The following is an 18465-nucleotide window of genomic DNA, read 5'->3' on the forward strand; positions in this document are numbered from 1 at the left end:
CGGCGCGAACGGTCAGGAGTGCCCGTACGGCTCCGCCGGCTCGGTCGTCTCCACCGAACCCGGGGCGCGACTGACCGACATGGCCTCCACCGCGCTGTCGTCGTACACCGTCGGTAGTTCTTCGACGGCGGTCTCGGCCGCCTCGATCAACGTCTCGGAGTGGGCGCCGCAACCGTGGTCGGCGCTCACCACCCGGCCGTCGTCGGGGGCGTAGAAGTTGCCGCACGCCCCGAACGCCTGCCGCATCGCACCGGCCAGCGGCAGGTAGAAACCGCAGGTGCCGCAGCGGGCGGAGGCCGGCGCTGCGGTGGAGATGGGCGCCGCGGGGCCGTGGTCGCCGTCGTACCAGCGCTGCGCGGCCTCGATGCGACCCTCCCGGGAGAGCACGCGCGCTCGCCCGAGGCCCAACTCCCACGCCGTCTCCTCGACCGCCGGGTCGTCGGAGAGCAGGTAGCCGGGGACCAGCCGATCGTCGTCCGGCGAGGTCGGCAGCAGGTCACCCGGGCCCAGATCGCCCGGCTTGAGCCGCTCCTGCCAGGGCAGCCAGCCGGGCGCGAGCAGCGCGTCCGGGCCGGGCAGCAGGACCGTCTCGCAGATGGTCACCGTCTTGCTGCGCGACACGCGGGTGACGGTGACCGCCCACCGCCAGCCGCGATAGCCAGCGAGGCGACACTCGAAGTAGTGGGTCACCAGCCGTTCACCCTCGGCCACGACCTGCAGGTGGTCGCCGACATCGTCGGCGTCCACCTCGGTGATGCCAGCGCGGGCCACCTCGACGGCGGCGGCGCAGACCTGGTCGAGACGGGCGGCGCGGGTGGAGGCGGGCCTGGTCACCTCACCATTGTTCCCCATGCGCCCCGCAGGGGTGACAGTGACTCCCGGGGAACCTTTCCCCGTGGTGGCGCGGCGTACCCGGATCGGATGGGCGAGGATGGTGCACATGCCGTCGTACTCCCGCTCCGGGCGATCCGTCCTCGGCCGGACCGTCGGCACCGGGATCCGTGCCGTTCGTCTGCTGCTGCGTGGTTCGGTGGGCAGCGGCCGTTGGGTGACCCGGCGGGCCGGTCGGGCCCGGGCCCGGGGTGCCGGCGGCGAGGTCGGCATGGTCCGGCTGTTCGACCTGCACGCGGTCTCCTGTGCCGGTGACACGCTGATCGCCATCGGCCTGGCCGGGACGATCTTCTTCAACGTCCCGCTCGGCGAGGCCCGCAGCAAGGTCGCGCTCTACCTGCTGGTGACCATGGTGCCGTTCGCCATGCTCGCCCCCGTGGTGGGCCCGCTGTTGGACCACTTCCGGCACGGCCGGCGGTACGCCCTGGCCGCCACGATGCTCGGCCGCGCGTTCCTGGCCTGGTTGATCTCCGACTACATCCACGGTTTCGGGCTCTATCCGGCCGCGTTCGGGGTGCTGGCCCTGTCCCGGGCGTACGGCGTGGCCCGGTCCGCGGCGGTGCCCCGGTTGTTGCCGGAAGGGCTCGGCCTCTCCCAGGTGGGTGCCCGGGCCAGCGTCTACGGCACGGTCGCGGGCGCGTTGGTGGCGCCGATCGGGTTGGCCGCGTTCTGGTTCGGCCCACAGTGGCCGCTGCGCGTCGCGTCGGTGATCTTCCTGATCGGCATGGTCATCTCCCTGCGGTTACCGCCGAAGGCCGACTCGGAGCCACCGGAGCGGGTGCCCCGGGCGCTGCGGGCGCTGGGCCGCCGCGGCGGCGATCGGCCACTGGGTCGGGGTCGTCCCGCCGGCCGAGTGGTGATCGCCACCCTGATCGGTGCCGCGACGCTACGCGCGGTGTACGGCTTCCTGCTGCTCTTCCTCGCCTTCGCGATCAAGAAGGGTGACCTGACCACCGTGGCGTTCGGCCGGGATCTGGGGGCCGAGTGGGCGTTGGGGGTGGTCGGCGGGTCGCTCGCGGTCGGCACCTTCCTGGCCACCGCCATCGGCACCCGACTACGCATCCACCGGCCGGCCGCCATCCAGTCCAGCAGCATGATCATCGTGGCGGGGGTGGCGGTGCTCACCGTCATCCAGTTCTCGCTGGTGATGGTCGCCCTGCTCTGCCTGGTCGCGGCGTTGGTCAGCGGGATCTCGAAGCTGGCCGTGGACGCCTCCATCCAGGAGCGCATCCCGGAGCGGCTGCGGGCCAGTTCCTTCGCCCACTCCGAGACGGTGCTGATGCTCGCCTTCGTCGCCGGAGGAGGGTTGGGCCTGGTCCCGTTCGACGGCCGGATGGGCATCGCGGTCGCCGCCGGGGTGGGTGTCCTGGCCGCGATCCGGGGTGTGCTGGTCGCCGCCCGGCTACGCGGCGAGAAGCTGGCCGGCCGACCGCTCGGCGACGACGAGCTGACCGAGGACGAGCCGGCGGACGAGCCCGAAGACTCCACCCCCACCTCGCCGGCACCGGTGCAGAGCAGTTCCCCGCCGTACGAGGATCCGAGCCTGGCCCCACCGGGCTACCACATCTACCGACCGTCCTCCGCCGTCGGCGGCCCGGGTGGCGGCGCCGACGAGGAGACCCGCCGCGAGTCCCCCGGCCCGCTCTCGTGACCGGTCTGCTGGTGGTGACGGCGGTGCCGGCCGAGGCGGACGCGGTCCGCGCCGGGCTGTCCGACCCGACCGTGACCGTCGCCCCGATCGGCGTGGGCCCGGCCGTCGCCGGTGCCGCCACCGCACGCCTGCTGGCGCTGGCCGAGGCCGCCGGACGCCCGTACCGCGCGGTGGTCAGCGCCGGCGTGGCCGGCGGTTTCACCGGCCGCGCCGAGGTCGGTGACACGGTGCTCGGCACCGCCAGCATCGCCGCCGACCTGGGCGCCGAGTCACCTGACGGTTTCATCCCCGTCGACGAGTTGGGCATGCCACTCGCGCTGCTCGGGGTCGGCGGTGTGGTGCGGGCCGATCCGGTCCTGCTGGCGGCGCTGCGGGCCGCCCTCCCGGCGGCCACTATCGGCCCGGTGCTCACGGTCAGCACGGTCACCGGCACCGCCGCCAGCACCGAAGAGCTGCGCGGCCGGCATCCGGAGGCAGTCGCCGAGGCCATGGAGGGGTACGGCGTGGCGGTCGCCGCGGCGCAGGCCGGGGTGCCCTTCGCCGAGCTACGCACCATCTCCAACCCGATCGGCCCCCGCGACCGGAACGCCTGGCGCCTGCGCGAAGCCCTCACCGCCCTGACCGCGGCGGCCCCGGCGTTCGCGCTGACCGCCACCGAGGAGGACGGACTTCGCGCGTGAGCGCCGACGGCCGACTCGCGCCGTCAACAGCATCAACCCGCCTGTGGATAACCCTGTGGACAGTGCCCCTGGTGTTGTGTACATCCCTTCGTCAGCGCCTGTAGAGCTGCCCCGCCAATGGGGCAAGAGGGTGCACCTCGCCGGCACGGGCACGGCACGGGCGAACGGCCGGACAGATCACAGGCACCAGACCGCGCCGACCGGACGCGCGGGGGCGGGGATAACGTGGGGGCGTGGCGCTCTCCCTGGCGATCTCGCCCTGCCCCAACGACACGTTCGTCTTTCACGCCCTGGTGCACGGGCGGGTGCCGGGCGCGCCGCCGGTCGAGGTGACGTACGCCGACGTGGACGTCACCAACACGGCGGCCGAGAAAGGCGCGTTCGACCTGGTGAAGGTGAGCTTCGCGGCGCTGCCCTGGCTGCTCGACGACTACCACCTGCTGCCCTGCGGCGGGGCCCTTGGTCGCGGCTGCGGTCCGCTGGTGCTCACCAAGGGCGACCGCACCGACCTGACCGGTGCCACGGTGGCGGTGCCGGGCGACCGGACCACCGCGTACCTGCTGTTTCGGCTCTGGTCGGCCGGACGGCCGCCGGCCCGGATCGAAGTGGTGCCGTTCCACGAGATCATGCCGGGTGTCGCGGCTGGCCGCTACGACGCCGGGTTGGTCATCCACGAGGCCCGGTTCACCTACCACCGACACGGGCTGAGTGCCCTGGTCGACCTCGGCGAGTGGTGGGAGGCCGACACCGGCCTGCCCATTCCCCTCGGCGCGATCCTGGCCCGGCGCGGCGCGGTCGACCCGGAGGCCGCGGCCGGCTGGGTCCGCGAGTCGGTCCGGCAGGCCTGGGCGGACCCGGCGGCCAGCCGGGAGTACGTGCTGGCGCACGCCCAGGAGATGGAACTCGACGTGGTGGACCGGCACATCGGCCTCTACGTCAACGAGTTCACCGCAGACCTCGGCGAGGCCGGTTTCGCCGCGGTGGCGGCACTGCTCGACCGAGCCGCCACCGCCGGCCTGGTGCCTCAGACCTCCAACTCGCGGGCGACCGCGTGGACCAGCTGAGCGATCTTCTGCGCCGTCTTCTTGTCCGGGTACCGACCCCGGCGCAGGTCCGGCTGGACCTTCGCCTCCAGCACCTTGATCATGTCTTCGACGAGGCCGTGCAGCTCCTCGGCCGGCCGACGGCGCAACTCCGCCATCGACGGCGGCGCGTCCAGCAGCTTGACGCCCATGGCCTGTGCGCCCCGACGACTGTCAACCACGCTGAAGTCGACCCGTTGGCCACCCTTGAGGTCGGTGACACCCGCCGGCAGCGCGCCCTTGGGCAGGAACACGTCGCCGCCCTCGTCACTGGTGACGAAGCCATACCCCTTGGCCGTGTCGTACCACTTCACTCGCCCCGTAGGCACCTGAAAACCCCTGCTTCACTTGAGCCGCTACTGCTCCAAGGCTAGCTGGATCATGCCGTCGAGCGCCGCCGGGAATTCGGTGAGATCGTCCAACACCACCCTCGCCCCGGCCCCGCGCAGCTCATCGCGGGAGCACGGGCCGGTCGCGACACCGATGCCGGGCACCCCCGCGGTCGCCGCCGCGACCATGTCCGCCACATGGTCACCGACGTAGTGGGTCGCGTCGTGCTCCCGTAGGGCCGTCGCCTTCTGCTCGGCGAACAGGTCACCGGCCAACTCGTCGACAGTGAGGCCGAGGTGGTCCAGGTGCAACCGGGCCAGCCGACCCATCTTCGACGTGACGACGAGCACACGGCCGCTCCGAGCCCGGATCGCGTCGATGGCCTCCCGTGCGCCCGGCAACGGGACCGTCGGGGTGATCGCGTACGCCGGATACAGCTCGCGGTACGCCCGTACGGCCGACTCGACCTGCTCCGGCGGGAACCAGTGCGCGATCTCGGTGCGCAGCGGTGGCCCGAGCCGCGACACCGCCAGCTCCGCGTCCACCGGAACGCCGGTGGACGCCGTCAACGCCCGATAGGCCGCCGCGATGCCGGGGCGGGAATCCACCAGGGTCATGTCGAGGTCGAATCCGACGGTCAGTGCGGGCATGTCGAGAAACCTACCCGGCGACCCCCACTCGGCCGGACGTCCGAGGGGCGCGAGAGCCCACTGCCGGGCTAGCGTGGAAAGACGATGACCACCTCACTCGCCGACCACCTGCGGTCGCTGCCCGACGAGTCACTGGCCGCGCTCCTCCAACTGCGGCCCGACCTCGTCGTGCCCGTGCCGGCCGACGTCTCCGCCCTGGCCATCCGGGCCCAGTCCCGGGTCTCGGTGGCGCGCGCGCTGGACGGGCTGGACCAGTTCACCCTCCAGATCCTCGACGCCGCCCGCCTCACCCGGAACCCGGACGACGGCACCACGGCCACCGACGCCGTGCTCGCCATGGCGACCGCCGGGCCCCACCCGCCGGCTCCGACGGCCATCCGGGCCGCCGTGGGCCGGCTGCGCGCGCTCTTTCTGCTGTACGGCCCGGAGCACGCGCTACAGGTGGTGCCCGCCGTCGACGAAGTCGCCCCGTACCCCGCCGGGCTCGGCCGGCCAGCCGCGGACCTGGACCCGCGCACGGCCGCCCTCTGCGCGGACCCGGCGAAACTACGACGGACGCTGCTCGCCGCCCCACCCTCGGCCCGGGCGATCCTGGACCGGTTGGCGGCTGGCCCACCGGTGGGCAGCGTGCCGCCGGGCGCTCTGCAGGCGCCGCCGCTGGGCGCGGCGGACCCGGTGCTCTCCGATCCGACAAACGGTGGCGCCCCGACCGGCTCCCCGGTGCGCTGGCTCGTCGACAACCGGCTCCTGGTCCCCGTGACGACCGGCTCGTCGACGGCCAGCGGCACGGTGGAGCTGCCCCGCGAGGTCGGCCTGCTGCTCCGCCGCGACAGCGGGCCGCTCGGGCCGCTGCGCACCAGCCCACCGCCGGTCGCCGCCGCGCCACGTGAGGCGAAGGCCGTCGACTCGGCCGGCGCCGGGCAGACGATGGAGGTGGTCCGACACACCGAAGGGCTGCTGGAACAACTCGCCGACGAACCCGCGCCGGTGCTTCGCTCGGGCGGCATCGGCGTGCGGGACCTGCGTCGACTGGCCCGCACCGGCGGGCTGGACGAGCCGACCGCGGCACTGCTGATCGAGGTGGCGTACGCGGCGGGGCTCGCGGGCGAGCTGGAGATGCCCGGTGCGACCACCAGCCGGTACGGGGCGGACCAGCAGGTGCTGCCGACCGGCGGGTACGAGGTGTGGCGGGCCGCCTCACTGGCCCAGCGTTGGGAGCAGCTCGCCCGAGCCTGGCTGACCATGAGCCGGCAGGTGGGCCTGGTCGGCCGGCGCGACGACCGGGATCGGCCCATCACCGCGCTCTCCGCCGAGGCCGAACGGGCCAGCGCGCCGGCCACCCGGCGGGCGGTGCTCGGTGTGCTCGCCGACCTGGAGCCGGCGACCGCACCCACCCCGGAGGAGGTGCAGGAGCTGTTGGACTGGCGGGCGCCGCGGCGCAGCCGGGGCCGGGACGCCGCCCACCGGGAGGTGCTGGCCGAGGCCGCCCAGCTGGGCGTGACCGGGCTGGGGGCGCTCACCTCGTACGGTCGGCTGCTGCTGGGTGACCTGACGTCGGCCGACGAGCGGGGCGACGACGACCCGCTGGGCGTACACGCCGACGTGGAGAGCGGTGACCCGTCCAGTGCCGCCCGAGCCCTGGACGCGCTGCTGCCCGCCCCGGTCGACCACTTCCTGGTGCAGGCCGACCTGACCGTGGTGGTGCCCGGCCCACCCGAACCGGCGCTCGCTGCCGAGTTGGAGGCGATGACCGAGCTCGAGTCGGCCGGCGGGGCCAGCGTGCACCGGGTCACCACGGCGAGCGTGCGGCGCGCGCTGGATTCCGGCTACACGGCCGACGACCTGCACGACGTGTTCCGGCGACGGTCGCGTACCCCGGTGCCGCAGGGGCTCACCTACCTGGTGGACGACGTGGCCCGTAAGCACGGTGGGCTGCGGGTCGGGTTGGCCGGGGCGTACCTGCGCAGCGACGACGAGACGCTGATCAGCGAGGTGCTGGCCGACCGCCGGTTGGAGTCGTTGACACTGCGCCGGCTCGCGCCGACGGTGCTGTGTACGCCGTACCAGGTTGGTCGGTTGTTGGGTGCGTTGCGCGACGCCGGGTTCGCCCCGGTGCAGGAGGACGGCACCGGCGGCACCGTGTTGGCCCGGCCGCGGATCCGGCGGGCGCCGGCCCGGGTGTCGGTGACCACCCGGACACTCGATCCGCTGGCCGCCCCGAAGCTGCCCATGCCCCGGCTGCTCGGGGTCGTCGAGCACATCCGACGGGGGGATGCGGCGGCGCGGGCGGCCCGACGGGCACCGGCTGTGGTGCGGGGCGGGGCGGCCGGGTTGGGCGGTGGCCCGGTGCCGCCGCACACGCACAGCGAGGCCCTGGCGGTGCTCCAGCAGGCGGTCCGCGACAAGGCGCTGGTCTGGGTCGGTTACGTCGACGCGCACGGGGCGACCGCGTCGCGGCTGGTCAAGCCGGTGTCGATAGGTGCCGGCTACCTCCGCGCCGAGGACGAACGGACCGAGATGCTGCACACGTTCGCGCTACACCGGATCACCGCGGCGGTGCTGGCGGACTGATCGGGGCAACGCCGCCGCTGGCCCGGTCGGTCAGCGGCGGCTGCGGCGTACGGTGCCGACCACCGAGATGACCAGCAGCAGCGCGAAGCCGGCGCCGGCGGACTCCCCGACCGAGTCGACGAAGCCCTGCCGCAGCACCAGCCAGCCGAAGAGGAACCACCCGACGAGGAGCGTCGCGGCGACGGCGTAGGCGATCACCGTCGCGCGGGACACCTCGTCGGGTGGTGCTTGGTCGTGCTCTGGGATCACCTCACGGTCGACCGTCATACCCAGCCTCCCCGCCCGGTCCGGCCCTGGCCTCCCAGCGTGACACTCGTTGGACCGGTCGGACAGGGGGTTATCGCCGTGATTCGCTCCGTGTCGGTCAGGTGCCGGGGCGGCGGCCGACCAGCACCACCCGGGTGCCGACCCTGCCCAGCTCCCACATCCGGACGGCGTCGGCGTGCAGCAGGTTGACGCAGCCGTGCGAACCGATCGACTTGTCGTGCAGGTAGGTGGTGGTCTCGTGGAAGCCCATGCCCTGGGTGAAGTGCTGCCAGTACGGCAGCCACACCTCGTACGGGTCGGACCACTCCTTGGGGTTGCGGAAGTTGACGGTGAACGTGCCGGCCGGGGTGCGGTAGCCGGACATCCCGGTGCGGGTCACCGTCGGCGGCATGATCACCTTGCCGCCGCGGACCGCCCAGACGGTCTGCCGGGTCAGGTCCACGCAGAACGTGGTGCCCGTGCCGGCCCTGCACCTGGCCGAGTCGGTGGTGGCGAGGCGCTGGGCCACGTCGTAGGTGGTCGGCCCGGCGCGACCCTCGACGGGGCGAATGCCGTACCTCTTCTGGAACTTCTTGATCGCGGCGCAGTCGACGGCGGACTGCCGGCCGTCAACGGTCACCGCCCCGAACCCGCCCAGTCGGGCCAGGTAGGTCTCCACCTCGCGCTGGTGCTGCCCCTGGGGGCAGCCGGCCACCGTCGGCGTACCGGTGCCGGTGGTCGGCTTCGGCGGCGCGCTGCGGGTGGGCTTCGGCGCCGGGGGCCGGGATGCCTTCGGCGTCGGGCTGGGTGCGGCCGGTGTGGGCTGGCCGCGCTGGTCCGGGCCGGGCGTAGCGCTCGCCCCCGTTGCCTGTTCCGCAGCACCGGCTGGGGCGGCTCCCCCGCCACCACTCCCACCGGACTGCGGATCGAACGCGCACGCACCGGCGCCGACCAGCACAACCACCACCAGAGCGACCAGCCGGGAAGAGATCCGGACATGCCTCATGGAACCTCCCCTGGCCGTCGTTCCCCTACTAGACGTTCGTGAGTGCCGTCACGGTTGCGCCCGGTGCGCATCTTTCTTCGCGGATCCCACATCGTGCAACACTGGATGGTCGGCCGGCGGCGGGTATGCGACACGTCCCAGCCGGGCGACCAACCGAGGAGAGGACGCTGGCGTGAGCGGTGGACCACTGATCGTGCAGTCGGACAAGACGCTGCTGCTGGAGATCGACCACCCTGACGCGCAGGCCTGCCGGATGGCGATCGCACCGTTCGCCGAGCTGGAGCGCTCCCCGGAGCATGTGCACACCTACCGGCTGACCCCGCTGGGCCTGTGGAACGCCCGGGCGGCGGGGCACGACGCGGAGGGTGTGGTCGACTCGCTACTCAAGTACTCGCGCTACCCGGTGCCGCACGCACTGCTTGTGGACGTGGCGGACACGATGGACCGGTACGGCCGGCTCCAACTCGCCAACGACCCGGCGTACGGGTTGGTGCTGCGCGCACTGGACCGGCTGGTGCTGATCGAGGTGGCCAAGAGCAAGAAACTCGCCGGAATGCTCGGCGACAAGATCGACGACGACACCATCCGGGTGCACCCGTCCGAGCGTGGCCGGCTCAAGCAGGCCCTGCTCAAGTTGGGTTGGCCGGCGGAGGACCTGGCCGGCTACGTGGACGGTGAGGCGCACCCGATCGAGCTGGCCGAGGCCGGCAAGGACGGGCGCAAGCCGTGGACGCTGCGGTCGTACCAGCGGGAGGCCGTCGAGGCGTTCTGGGCCGGCGGGTCGGGTGTGGTGGTGCTGCCCTGCGGCGCCGGCAAGACCCTGGTCGGCGCGGCGGCGATGGCCGAGGCGAAGGCAACCACGCTGATCCTGGTCACCAACACCGTCGCGGGCCGGCAGTGGAAGCGGGAGCTCATCGCCCGCACGTCGCTGACCGAGGAGGAGATCGGGGAGTACTCCGGCGAGCGCAAGGAGATCCGCCCGGTCACCATCGCGACGTACCAGGTGCTCACCTCTCGGCGCGGCGGCGCGTTCACCCACCTGGACCTGTTCGGGGCCCGCGACTGGGGCCTGGTCGTCTACGACGAGGTGCACCTGCTGCCCGCGCCGATCTTCCGGTTCACCGCGGACCTCCAGGCCCGCCGCCGGCTGGGCCTCACCGCGACACTGGTACGCGAGGACGGCCGCGAGGGTGACGTGTTCAGCCTGATCGGCCCGAAGCGGTACGACGCGCCGTGGAAGGACATCGAGTCGCAGGGCTGGATCGCCCCGGCCGAGTGCACCGAGGTCCGGGTGACCCTGACCGACGCCGAGCGGATGTCGTACGCGACGGCGGAGGCCGAGGAGCGCTACCGGATGGCAGCGACCGCCCGCACCAAGCTTCCCGTGGTGAAGGCCCTCGTCGACCGACACCCGGACGACCAGGTGTTGGTGATCGGCGCGTACATCGACCAACTGCACCAACTCGGCGAATACCTCGACGCGCCGATCATCCAGGGCTCGACCACCAACAAGGAGCGGGAACGACTGTTCGACGCGTTCCGGTCCGGTGAGTTGCGGACCCTGGTGATCTCCAAGGTGGGCAACTTCTCCATCGACCTGCCCGAGGCGGCGGTGGCGATCCAGGTGTCCGGCACGTTCGGGTCACGCCAGGAGGAGGCGCAACGGCTGGGGCGGGTGCTGCGGCCGAAGGCCGACGGCCGGCAGGCGCACTTCTACACGGTCGTCTCGCGGGACACGATCGACACCGAGTACGCGGCACACCGGCAGCGCTTCCTCGCCGAACAGGGGTACGCGTACACGATCGTCGACGCCGACGACGTCCTCGGCCCGTCCCTCCCGACCTTCGACTGACCGGCCTGTCGGCCTGTCGGCCCGGCGGCCCGGCGGCCCGGCGGCGATGATCGACTCGGCTTTCATGAAGTCGGGGTGTCCGGGGCAAGTTGATGCCGCGCCTTCCTGAAAGCCGAGTCGATCGAGGCCCGTCCGGGCCACGCCGGCCGGGGCGGGGTGCCTCTCGCGCTCGCTGTGGAGCTGATGCCGCCCGCCCGAGTCGTAGCGTCACCCTCGGTGATGCGGCCGGTCGTGACGGCGACGGTCAACGGGAGAAGTGACGCACGAGCACGGCCAGCCGCTGCTGGTGGCCGGCGCGGCGGAGCCGGCCGCTGCGCATCAGCGTGACCAGGCCGTGCAGGCCGCTCCAGAACGTCTCGGTGACCGTCTCCAGGTCGTCGTCCCCGGCGGCCGGGCGCACCGTCTCGGCCAGCTCGGCGAAGCCTCGGGCCAGGTCGGTCGGGACGCCCTGGCTGGCGAACGGCAGGTCCACGGCGAGGGTGAACATCGCGTCGTAGAGCGCGGGACGCTGTTCGGCGAACGCGACGTACGCCGCCGCGACATCGGCGACCGCCTGGCGGGCATCGGCGGCCGAGGCGCGGGCCGAGGCGAGCGCGGTGGCCAGCTCGGCGAAACCCTCGACGGCGACCGCCGCCATGATGGCGTCCTTGCCCCTGAAGTGGCTGTAGAGGACGGGCTGGCTGTATTCGATCTCGGCGGCGAGCCGTCGGGTGGTGACCGCGTCCCAGCCCTCCGCCAGGGCCAGGTCGCGCGCTGCGGCGACGATGGCCCGTTCCCGTTCCGCCCGCTCGCGCTCCCGGCGTGTCTGAGTCGACATGACGAGAACTCTAGCACCGCTAGATATCCTGCCGACGCTCTGCTAGCGTCGCTCCTATATCTAGCAGCGCTAGCAACTGGAGTGGACCATGTTGACCTCCCTCGCCTACGGGCTCGCCGTCGTGCTCAGTCTCTTCGTCGTCTTCATCGGTGCGCGGTTCCTGTTGGTGCCGCGGGCCGCAGCCGCCGGGTACGGCGTGCCGGCCCGCCCGGACGGCGATCCCGCCTACCTGACTGTCAAAGGCCTGAAGGACCTCACCTTCGGGCTGCTCGGCCTCGCCCTGATCGCCTTCACCACCGCCGATGCGGTCGCGTGGTTCATGCTGATCGTCGCGCTCGTCCCGCTGGGCGACACCGTCATCGTGCTCCGCAACGGCGGAACGAAGGCCGTAGCCTTCGGCATCCACTTCGCCACCGCCGTCGTCGTCCTCCTCGACGCCGCCCTGCTGTTCGCCCTCTAACCACTGACCCTGCCGCACCGCAGGGCCTTGATCGACTCGGCCTCCCGGAAGTCGGGGCATCCACGGCAGGTTGATGCCCCGGTTTCACGAAAGCCGAGTCGATCAATGCGCGGGGCGCGGGGCGTTACGGCGTGGGGGGTGGGCAGCGGTCGGGGAGGGTGACCTCGCCGGGGCGGTGGTCGAAGGTGTCCATCGTGAACCACTCGTCCAACTCCGGGTCGAAGAGGTTCTGCAGGCCGAACTGCAACACCTGCCACCACCGGGTCGGGTCGCGCCGGTCGACGTAGATGTCGCCGAGCGCGAGCGGGAACCGGAAGAACTCCCCCGGCACGGTCGAGCCACCGACGACGCCGACACGCCAGTGGTCGACGTGCCGGTCCTGGTCGCCTTGCAGGATCTCTGGCCCGACATAGCGGGACGTCTTCAGCTTGTCGTTGAAGATCTGTCGGTTGAGGAACCCCGGCACCTTGCTGCACGCGCGGGGCGGAAACAGCGGGATGTTCGGCCACTTGTAGGTGAGCGTGTAGAGCGTGTTCTCGTAGATCAGGTTCGTGAACCAGATCGGGTGGTTCGGGCCGCCGGCGATCATCTGGCTGTTGCCGTCCCGGCCCTGCCATCTGAACGGCACGTCGATGCCGAGGTCCCGCACGACGTACCGGCCGATGCCCTGGAAGTCGGCGGGGAGCAACGGAGGACGCGGCTCGCGGGTGTCGGGGGCGGTGGGACCGTCGGCCTGGGCCGCGCGGGGCAGCGGCGCCGCCGCCGGACCGGGCGCGACCACCCCGAGGGCGAACAGGCCGCCGGCCACCGCGGAAACCACAATCCGACGGGTACGCCTCGACGCCATCTGCCCCCCGCCCTGCTCGGTGGTCGGCCGCAGCCCACGACCGACTCGGGAAAGTGGCCGGTGCGCTGGCCGTGCGCGTGCCTTCGGCGAAGCGTAGGAGCAGGGAAAATGTGAGAGCGGACGGAACGGGCCGCCTCCACCGGACGGGTAACGAGCCCACGGCCTTGATCGACTCGGGTTTCAGGAAATCGCGGTATCCGAGGCCCGTCGACACCCCGTCTTTCTGAAAACCGAGTCGATCAAGGCGGGAGGGCCCGAACGGCGCCGGGCCCGAACGCGCACCGGCCCGGGACCAGCAGCGGTCCCGGGCCGGCACTGCGCGAGCCGGACTACTTGATCATCTTCCAGGGGCCGAACTGGTCACCGGGCTCCTGGCCCCGGGTCCACCACTTCGCCTCGTACACGTGCCCCTTGAAGGAGACCCGGTCACCGGCGTTGTAGACCTTGGTGAGCGTCCAGGCCGCCGGGCTGTTGTCCGGCGGGGTCGGAGCGATCTCCTCCCAGGAGCCGTTGCGGTCGCCCGGCTTCTGGTTGCGGGTGTACCACTGGGCCCGCCACTTCCTGCCGTCGTACATCGCGAAGTCGCCCGAGTTGAAGATCCGCGACGCGGTCCAGATCGCCGTGCCGTCCTCGGTCATGGCGATTTCCTGCCATGCGCCGTTGGGGTCGGCACCGGGCTTCTGGTTCTTGCTGTACCAGGAGGCCCGGAACACCCGCCCCTGGTAGGTGACCCGGTCCCCGTCGTTGTAGACGGTCGACGAACTCCACTCCGCCGGCAGGTTCACCGTCAGGGTGGTGGTGGCCTGCACCGCCGTGAGGTGGTCGTCGCCCGCGTACGAGGCGGTCAGCGTGTGCTGGCCGCCCGCGAGGCCCACCGGGAGGGTGAACGTCGCGACGCCGTTGGTCACCGTGGTCGAGCCGCGGACGGTCGTACCCTCGCGCAACTCCACCGCACCGGTGACCGGCGTGCTGCCGGCCGTGACCCGCACGGTCACCGTCGCCGCGGTGCCCCAGTCGGTCGGGGCGGCGGTGACGGTCATCGTCGGGACCTGCTTGGCGGTCACGAACACCGCCGGCTGGGCCACCGCCTCGCCGCCGTCGGCGCTCCGCGCGGAGACGATCCAGCCGTACGCGGTGCCCGGCAGGAGCCTGTCCCAGGTTGCCGTGGCGACACCGTTCGAGGTGACCTCGTCGGTGCCGATCGTGGCGGACGGCACGTACGCGGCCAGCGAGTCGGTGCGGAACGAGGTCTTGCGGGTGGTGAGGTCCACCGGCAGCGTCAGGTTGTCCTCCGAGCCGTTGTAGCGCGGCTTGGTCTGGCTGCCGTCCTGGCGGATGTCGTACTCGGTCGCGCCGAAGTTCTTCAGGAACGGCGAGTACGTGTCGATGTGCATCTCGGCCCGGTCCACGTCGAACTGGAGCAGACGCAGGAAGCTCGCCCCGAACTGCAACCGGTCGGTGGCCTTGTGGTCCGGCCTGCCGTCCCCGTTGACGTCGATGGTGCCGTCGGCGGCCACCTGTTTCGGCCACAGCTCGGCGGCGGTCACCGTGTAGAACTGGTAGTCCGCCAGCAGTTCGACGACGTCGTGGCTGACGGTCACGCCGATCTTCGACTTCAGGTTGGTGCCGACGCCGTGCTCGTGGCCGGCGAGGACGAGGAACACGTTCGGGTTGGTCTCGACGACCTGCTTGAAGAGCGGCGAGCCGTCCGGCGCGGAGAAGTCCGCGCCACGACCGTCGGGGTTGGCCGAGGGCTTCAGGTAGTCGTGGGAGAGCAGGATCCCGTTGCGGTCCCGGTACCGCTTGAAGATCGAGTCAGCCCACTTGGCCTCCGCCGGCGTCACCCCGTACGACAGGCCGACCGCGACGAAGTCCAGGCCACCGGCCGAGAAGAGCAGGTAGTTGTTCTGGTTGTCCCGGCCGGGCGTGACCGTACCGTCGGCCTTGGTCACCTCGTCCCACGCGTGGTATTCGGTGCCCGTCGGCCAGGACTTCGCCGTGCCGTAGTACCGGTCGGCGCTGAAGGTCCGGCTGAACCGGGACGTGGGGCCCGTCTCGGCACCCAACTGGTCGTCGTGGTTGCCCGCGATCACCTGGTTGACCACGCCGTTGTCGTCGAGGATCTTCTGGAAACCGGAGGCGGCGGCCAACTCCTTCTCCACCTGCTCGTGCAGGCCGGGCCGTTTCAGCGAGCCGTCCGGGTTCTTGGCCAGCGGGTCGTAGTAGTCGTTCTCGATGATGTCGCCGGTGTGCGCGGCGTACGCGATCTTTCGGCTGGCCGAGTTGTCGGCGATCCACTGCATCTGGTCGCGGTACGCGGCCGACCAGATCGCCTGCTCCTCGGCCGTCTCGACGTCGGAGGGTTCGGCGTTGCCGTCGAAGTCGTCGTACGTGCCGCCGGCCGCGCCCTCGGTGACGTACTGGGTGTCGGTGAAGTGCGCCAGCGAGAAGTCGTACGACGCGGGATCCTCGAAGCGGTCCTTGTCGTTCTGTGCGGTGGCGTCGTGCGGCGACAGGTCGTCGGCGAACGGGTCCTCGCCGGTGACCAGCACGTGCACCACACCGCCGTCGCGGTAGCCGGCCTCCACCTGCGCGGTCAGGACCGTGTCCTGCCCGGCCTGCCCGCGCGAACTGGTCAACGCCACCCACTTCTTGGTGGCCGGGTGCCACGCCCGCAGCGCCACGATCCGGGCCGGGTCGATGGTGCCCGACCAGCGCAGCGTCGGCACCTGCTTGGTCGCGCCGAGCGGCAGGTCGTACCGCTGGAAGACCACTCCACGGCTGGACGGGGTGTCGATCGTCGCGCCGTCGAGCGGACGCAGCGATGCGACGTCGACGGTCTTGTCGTGCTGGACGTCGAGCGTGGTCGGCACGTCGGCCGCCTCGCCCTGGTAGCCGCCCGTGGGCAGGACCACGTCGGCCTTGGTGAAGGTGGCGGTCAGCCCGACACCCTCCGCACCCGGGATCCGGGCGGACAACTCCGCCGAGAGCGGGTCGGTGCCCTTGATCGTCGAGTTCAGCTCGGTCGGAACGTCCGGGATGCTGGCGCTGCTGAACCGCACCTCGCGGGTGGCGGTGTTGCCGAGCGCGTCGGTCGCCGTCAACGCGATGGTGTGCGTACCGGCCGGCAGGCCGTGGCCGATCTGGTCACCCTGTCTGACGGGCGCGCCATCCAGCGTGAGGACGGGCGTACCGGCGACGCCGGAGGCGTCCTTGACCTTGACGTTGAGCGCGACTGTCGAGGTCAGCCGTTGCCCGGCGGCCGGGACACTGCTCTCGATCTCCGGTGCGGTGTTGTCGGTGGTGAAGCGCCGCGTCGAGGTCTTGTCCCCGACGACTGCCCTGATGGTGTGGGCGCCGTCCGCGATCGTCGTCGTGTCCACGTCCGCGCGCTTGCCCAGCGCCGGCAGTGCCGAGCCGTCCTGCGCGGTCACGTCGAACAGGACCATCTTGGTCAGCACCGCGTTGTGGCTGCTGCCACAGGTGCCGTCACCGAGGTACGTGGTCACCTGGGATCCGGGCGGGTAGCTCCCCGAGCCGATGGTGACTGTCGTCTGCGCGATCGAGCGGGTCAGCTGGGTCGCCTTCGCACCGGTCGGCAACAGCTGGAAGTCCCGCAGGGTGAAGTCGTCGTAGTTGTCGCAGCCGCCCGGCTTGGCACTGCCGTGGTCGTTGCCGGCGACGAACTCGACGGCGTTGACACCGGGCACCAGCCACTCGTTCGGGAACGCGAGGTCGGCGGTCTCCTTCTCCCACAGGCCGATCTCCAGCGGGATGCCGTTGACCAGCACCTTGTTGTCGTACCCGTTGTCGCTGCCGTTGCCACCGACGAACACCTTCAGGTGCGCGTCGCCGCCGCTGCCGAGGGTGTCGACCGTACGCGTCGTCGGGGCGCCGTCGATGGTGAAGTGGAACTCGGCGTCCCTGTTGGCCGCGCAGTTCCCGTCGCCCAGGGCCAACGACGTGGCGGTTGTCTCCGCCTTCGTCACGGTCGTGCCGCTGGTGGTGACGAGGTACGTGGTGCCGGCCGTCACCGTGCCCGCCGTGCTCAGCGCGAGGCTCGTCGCCTCCCGGGTGAGCGTGAAGTCGTCGTGGTTGGCGCAGGTCGCACCGTTGAGAGTGCCGTTGTAGTCACCGGTCCGGATCTCGACGACGTTGTCACCGAGGTGCAAGAACCGGGTCGGGAACGCCAGCCTGACGTCCTCCGCGCCGGTCGCGCCGTAGTCGCCGCCGAGGTCGACCCGGTGGCCGTTGACCACCGCGTAGTTCTGGTAGCGGGCCTCGACCGAGTTGCCGGCCGCGACGGTGAGGCCGAGGGTGGCGGTGCCGGTGGCCAGCGTCTCCGCGTTCTCGGCGGGCTTGTCGTCGATGGCAAGCGACTCGACGTGCTCCTTGCCGCCGCCGGGCAGCGCGGCGATGACCGGTCGCGTGCCACGGATGCGGGCACCGTCACCGGGGGTGACGACCGCCGCGCCGGCCGGCGAGTTGTTGACGTCGACCGTGACGGACGTCTTCGCGCCCGACAGGGTGGTCGCGCTGACGGTGTGCGTACCGTTGGTCAGCTTGGTGGTGTCCAGGTCGGTGCGCAGGCCGGACGTGCTGCCCGGCTCGCCGGAGACGACGAACGTCAGGTCCTGGTTGAGCAGCTTCGCCGAGCTGCCGCAGGTGCCGTCACCGAAGCTGTAGCTGAACAGGTTCTGCTCACCGTCGGCGACCACGCCGAGCAGGCTGAGGCTGATGCTGCTCAAGGCGTAGTCGTCGTAGTTGGGGCAGCGGCCGCCCTCACCGTTGGGCAGTTCCTCGTAGCCCACGGCGGTCTTGGTGGTCGAGTCGACCCAGTTCGCTCCGGTGTGGACGGTGACCGTGTTGGCCCCCGGCCGCAACCAGTCACCCGGGAAGTCGAGCGTGCCGACCTGCCCACCGGGGATGTCCGGGAGGTAGACGCGATCCGCCTCGGCGGTGTGGCCGTTGACTGTGACGTAGTTGCGGTAGCGGGCCTCGGTGCCGTTGCCACCCATCTCGAACGCGAAGTGGGCGGTCCCGGCGGTCTTCTCGGCGCCGACCTTGTCACCGTCGACCGCGAGGGTGGTCACCGAGTCGTTCTCGGTGACCGGCTCGACGACGACGGGAACCTTGCCTTCGAGGTTCTGCCCGTCGGCCAGGTTGATCAGCGGCGTGTTACCGCTGGTCGGGACCGCCTGCGCTCCGGCGAGTGGGGGGTTGAGGGCCGTTGCCGGTCCGGCGATGAGCAGGAGCGCGACCGCGGGCAGAATTCCGCGTGTTCGTTTCCTACGCGCACGTTGTGCGTGCGTCATGGCGAGGGTTCTCCTTGGTCGGGTGCTAGGAACCGCCGAGCCGGGCACCGGAGTGCCGACCGCGGCG

The 18465-nt window shown here is 71.6% G+C and carries 14 protein-coding genes; 6 read left to right on the forward strand and 8 right to left on the reverse strand.

The features are described 5' to 3' along the window. Nucleotides 1-12 precede the first annotated feature (12 nt). Nucleotides 13-942: a DUF3027 domain-containing protein gene (locus tag ACGFIQ_RS13245; protein ID WP_393243256.1), complete on the reverse strand. Its 930-nt coding sequence runs from the start codon at nucleotides 940-942 to the stop codon at nucleotides 13-15. On the opposite strand from ACGFIQ_RS13245, the gene ACGFIQ_RS13250 reads away from it, so the two are divergent. The 3 genes from ACGFIQ_RS13250 to ACGFIQ_RS13260 all read left to right on the forward strand — a co-directional run bounded on the left by ACGFIQ_RS13250 (nucleotide 941) and on the right by ACGFIQ_RS13260 (nucleotide 4286). Beyond that, on the forward strand, nucleotides 941-2542 hold the full coding sequence (locus ACGFIQ_RS13250; RefSeq protein ID WP_393243258.1) for an MFS transporter: 1602 nt from the start codon (nucleotides 941-943) through the stop codon (nucleotides 2540-2542). The two genes, ACGFIQ_RS13245 and ACGFIQ_RS13250, sit on opposite strands and share 2 nt — an antisense overlap. Then, entirely contained in the window at nucleotides 2539-3222 is a 684-nt protein-coding gene (locus tag ACGFIQ_RS13255) for a futalosine hydrolase (RefSeq protein WP_393243260.1), read from the forward strand. Before ACGFIQ_RS13250 ends, ACGFIQ_RS13255 begins: the two co-directional genes overlap by 4 nt. A gap of 233 nt (nucleotides 3223-3455) precedes the next feature. Then, nucleotides 3456-4286, forward strand: coding sequence for a 1,4-dihydroxy-6-naphthoate synthase (locus ACGFIQ_RS13260; RefSeq protein ID WP_393243262.1), 831 nt, complete (start codon nucleotides 3456-3458; stop codon nucleotides 4284-4286). Here the strand turns inward: ACGFIQ_RS13260 and ACGFIQ_RS13265 are convergent. Together ACGFIQ_RS13265 and ACGFIQ_RS13270 are read right to left on the reverse strand one after the other, a co-directional pair. Beyond that, the gene (locus ACGFIQ_RS13265; RefSeq protein ID WP_088986676.1) at nucleotides 4247-4633 is read right to left on the reverse strand and encodes a cold-shock protein; all 387 of its coding nucleotides are present in this window, start codon (nucleotides 4631-4633) and stop codon (nucleotides 4247-4249) included. The two genes, ACGFIQ_RS13260 and ACGFIQ_RS13265, sit on opposite strands and share 40 nt — an antisense overlap. Nucleotides 4634-4660: 27 nt before the next feature. Next, nucleotides 4661-5284, reverse strand: coding sequence for an HAD family hydrolase (locus ACGFIQ_RS13270; RefSeq protein ID WP_393243264.1), 624 nt, complete (start codon nucleotides 5282-5284; stop codon nucleotides 4661-4663). 84 nt (nucleotides 5285-5368) lie between these two features. Here ACGFIQ_RS13270 and ACGFIQ_RS13275 point away from each other — a divergent pair, with 84 nt between their 5' ends. Next, complete coding sequence (locus tag ACGFIQ_RS13275; RefSeq protein ID WP_393243266.1) at nucleotides 5369-7855, forward strand: helicase-associated domain-containing protein; 2487 nt, start codon at nucleotides 5369-5371, stop codon at nucleotides 7853-7855. Between the two features lie 30 nt (nucleotides 7856-7885). Here the strand turns inward: ACGFIQ_RS13275 and ACGFIQ_RS13280 are convergent, their stop codons facing one another. Together ACGFIQ_RS13280 and ACGFIQ_RS13285 are read right to left on the reverse strand one after the other, a co-directional pair. After that, a complete protein-coding gene (locus tag ACGFIQ_RS13280; RefSeq protein ID WP_393243268.1) occupies nucleotides 7886-8122 on the reverse strand; it encodes a hypothetical protein in 237 nt (78 codons plus the stop codon). Between the two features lie 97 nt (nucleotides 8123-8219). Then, nucleotides 8220-9107, reverse strand: a complete 888-nt coding sequence (locus tag ACGFIQ_RS13285; protein WP_393243270.1) for a L,D-transpeptidase family protein — start codon at nucleotides 9105-9107, stop codon at nucleotides 8220-8222. A gap of 172 nt (nucleotides 9108-9279) precedes the next feature. On the opposite strand from ACGFIQ_RS13285, the gene ACGFIQ_RS13290 reads away from it, so the two are divergent. Next, the gene (locus ACGFIQ_RS13290; protein WP_393243272.1) at nucleotides 9280-10959 is read left to right on the forward strand and encodes a DNA repair helicase XPB; all 1680 of its coding nucleotides are present in this window, start codon (nucleotides 9280-9282) and stop codon (nucleotides 10957-10959) included. Nucleotides 10960-11203: 244 nt separating this feature from the next. Here the strand turns inward: ACGFIQ_RS13290 and ACGFIQ_RS13295 are convergent, their stop codons facing one another. Continuing rightward, nucleotides 11204-11776: a TetR/AcrR family transcriptional regulator gene (locus ACGFIQ_RS13295; RefSeq protein WP_393243274.1), complete on the reverse strand. Its 573-nt coding sequence runs from the start codon at nucleotides 11774-11776 to the stop codon at nucleotides 11204-11206. An 88-nt stretch (nucleotides 11777-11864) separates the two neighbouring features. On the opposite strand from ACGFIQ_RS13295, the gene ACGFIQ_RS13300 reads away from it, so the two are divergent. Next, nucleotides 11865-12236 carry a DUF4267 domain-containing protein gene (locus tag ACGFIQ_RS13300; RefSeq protein ID WP_393243276.1) on the forward strand — a complete coding sequence of 124 codons (372 nt, stop codon included), beginning with the start codon at nucleotides 11865-11867 and terminating at the stop codon, nucleotides 12234-12236. A gap of 124 nt (nucleotides 12237-12360) precedes the next feature. On the opposite strand, the gene ACGFIQ_RS13305 is transcribed toward ACGFIQ_RS13300, so the two are convergent. Beyond that, entirely contained in the window at nucleotides 12361-13056 is a 696-nt protein-coding gene (locus tag ACGFIQ_RS13305; protein WP_393243278.1) for a hypothetical protein, read from the reverse strand. A gap of 356 nt (nucleotides 13057-13412) precedes the next feature. Beyond that, nucleotides 13413-18398, reverse strand: a complete 4986-nt coding sequence (locus tag ACGFIQ_RS13310; protein WP_393243280.1) for a carbohydrate-binding protein — start codon at nucleotides 18396-18398, stop codon at nucleotides 13413-13415. Between the last annotated feature and the right edge of the window lie 67 nt (nucleotides 18399-18465).

The organism is Micromonospora sp. NPDC048898 (genome assembly GCF_043198035.1).
GTDB lineage: Bacteria > Actinomycetota > Actinomycetes > Mycobacteriales > Micromonosporaceae > Micromonospora.

Bases quoted from the DNA above. Each gene is read 5' to 3' on its own strand.
- ACGFIQ_RS13250 (WP_393243258.1), top strand. From the start codon at position 941: ATGCCGTCGTACTCCCGCTCCGGGCGATCCGTCCTCGGCCGGACCGTC.
- ACGFIQ_RS13245 (WP_393243256.1), bottom strand. From the start codon at position 942: ATGTGCACCATCCTCGCCCATCCGATCCGGGTACGCCGCGCCACCACG.
- ACGFIQ_RS13270 (WP_393243264.1), bottom strand. From the start codon at position 5,284: ATGCCCGCACTGACCGTCGGATTCGACCTCGACATGACCCTGGTGGAT.
- ACGFIQ_RS13275 (WP_393243266.1), top strand. From the start codon at position 5,369: ATGACCACCTCACTCGCCGACCACCTGCGGTCGCTGCCCGACGAGTCA.
- ACGFIQ_RS13280 (WP_393243268.1), bottom strand. From the start codon at position 8,122: ATGACGGTCGACCGTGAGGTGATCCCAGAGCACGACCAAGCACCACCC.
- ACGFIQ_RS13285 (WP_393243270.1), bottom strand. From the start codon at position 9,107: ATGAGGCATGTCCGGATCTCTTCCCGGCTGGTCGCTCTGGTGGTGGTT.
- ACGFIQ_RS13295 (WP_393243274.1), bottom strand. From the start codon at position 11,776: ATGTCGACTCAGACACGCCGGGAGCGCGAGCGGGCGGAACGGGAACGG.
- ACGFIQ_RS13300 (WP_393243276.1), top strand. From the start codon at position 11,865: ATGTTGACCTCCCTCGCCTACGGGCTCGCCGTCGTGCTCAGTCTCTTC.
- ACGFIQ_RS13310 (WP_393243280.1), bottom strand. From the start codon at position 18,398: ATGACGCACGCACAACGTGCGCGTAGGAAACGAACACGCGGAATTCTG.